The sequence below is a fragment of the Vibrio scophthalmi LMG 19158 genome, assembly GCF_000222585.1.
GTDB classification, from domain to species: domain Bacteria; phylum Pseudomonadota; class Gammaproteobacteria; order Enterobacterales; family Vibrionaceae; genus Vibrio; species Vibrio scophthalmi.
Map to the genome: position 1 here is coordinate 1 of NZ_AFWE01000091.1, position 1216 is coordinate 1216.

Here is a 1216-nt window from a genome sequence, read left to right on the forward strand (position 1 = left end):
GCTCTTGACGCGTCTCCTGGTCGAACTCAAAAAAGCGCGGGTCAACCCAAGGGGCGGACACAATATCCCAATGCGATTTACTGGTGCGATACATCAGCTCGCACACGGCAAAGCCTTTCCCCAAACCATCCAGTAAATCCATCTTCATCATTTTGATAAAAGGACGGTTCATGAGTTTGCGCACTTCTTCGGCCAGCATGAGGCTTTTTTCATCTTCGCCGCCTGGCGTCACCGTCATCGGCAGGTTAGCCGCTTTGAGTTTGCGAGTACGCAGCACAGATGAATAGTGCGTGTCGCGCTCTTCAATCTCTTCGGCCAAGACCATGAACGGCTCAATGTAAAAGCTCTCCGCTTCACGCAAGGCGCGAGCGCAGCGCTCTGGCGTGATGTTGATTGCAATGGAGTAACCAGGTGTTGGCGTTCGCACCGAATAGACTGACGCTTCGGTTTGACGTGTGGTGAGCAACGTTTTTTCTGGCGCAAACGGCTCACCTGTTCTTGGGTCAATAATCTTGTTCACAGTAATCCTCCTCGGTTACGCAGACCGAGCGTGCATTTCACCGAGCGGCGAGGCTCAGCGTTGCTTTTTTGTTTAATCGAGTGCGAGCCGTAGACCGCTTTGTTGTTCTCAAGGCTGGCAAGATAGGCAAACCAAATCGCAATGGCCGAGTCACCATGGCGCTTTTTCTTCTCGCCTTTGACCTTGCGCTCACGGTCAATCTTTGGTGTGCCGTTGATGGTCTTAATCGCCGTGATATCGCATATCACATCCTCATCCGCGGGGATGGTGAGTTGTTGATCTTCAAACGCGGCTTTAAATTTGGGCATGTGCTCGCGGTAATAGCTCTCAGAGAGCATGATGATTTCCGCTAGACTGCCGTACTCCTCTTGAGCCTGCTCAGCCACATAGTTACCGTTACCGCCACCATCGAGCTTTAAGGCGCACAGCATCGGCAGGCGATCACAAATAAACTTGATGGCTTGCTCTTGCTGCTTGTGCGGCACGTTGTGCAGCTCGACCAAGAAAGGCACATGCCTGGTTGAATCTTGGTTAATGGTCATCGGTGCAAACACCGATAAGTGGCCGCTGCGCGCAAAGTCTTCCCCAAACGCGTGAGGGCGTGGGGGTAGCTTATCGAGTAACGGCTCCACCATTTCCTCAAGCCACGCTTTCATCTCAACGCGGCGCAGTGGTTCTTTGGTGTTGTTAAACGCC

General features: G+C 52.6%; 1 protein-coding gene and 1 pseudogene. Both read right to left on the reverse strand.

Annotation, left to right across the window (positions count from 1 at the left end):
- The coding region (locus RH88_RS08100) for a phage portal protein family protein (protein WP_005594876.1) at window positions 1–520 on the reverse strand (520 nt) is incomplete at its 3' end.
- Window positions 517–1216 (reverse strand): annotated as a pseudogene (locus RH88_RS23570) (hypothetical protein); the annotation flags it as partial. The pseudogene RH88_RS23570 and the gene RH88_RS08100, both read right to left, overlap by 4 nt.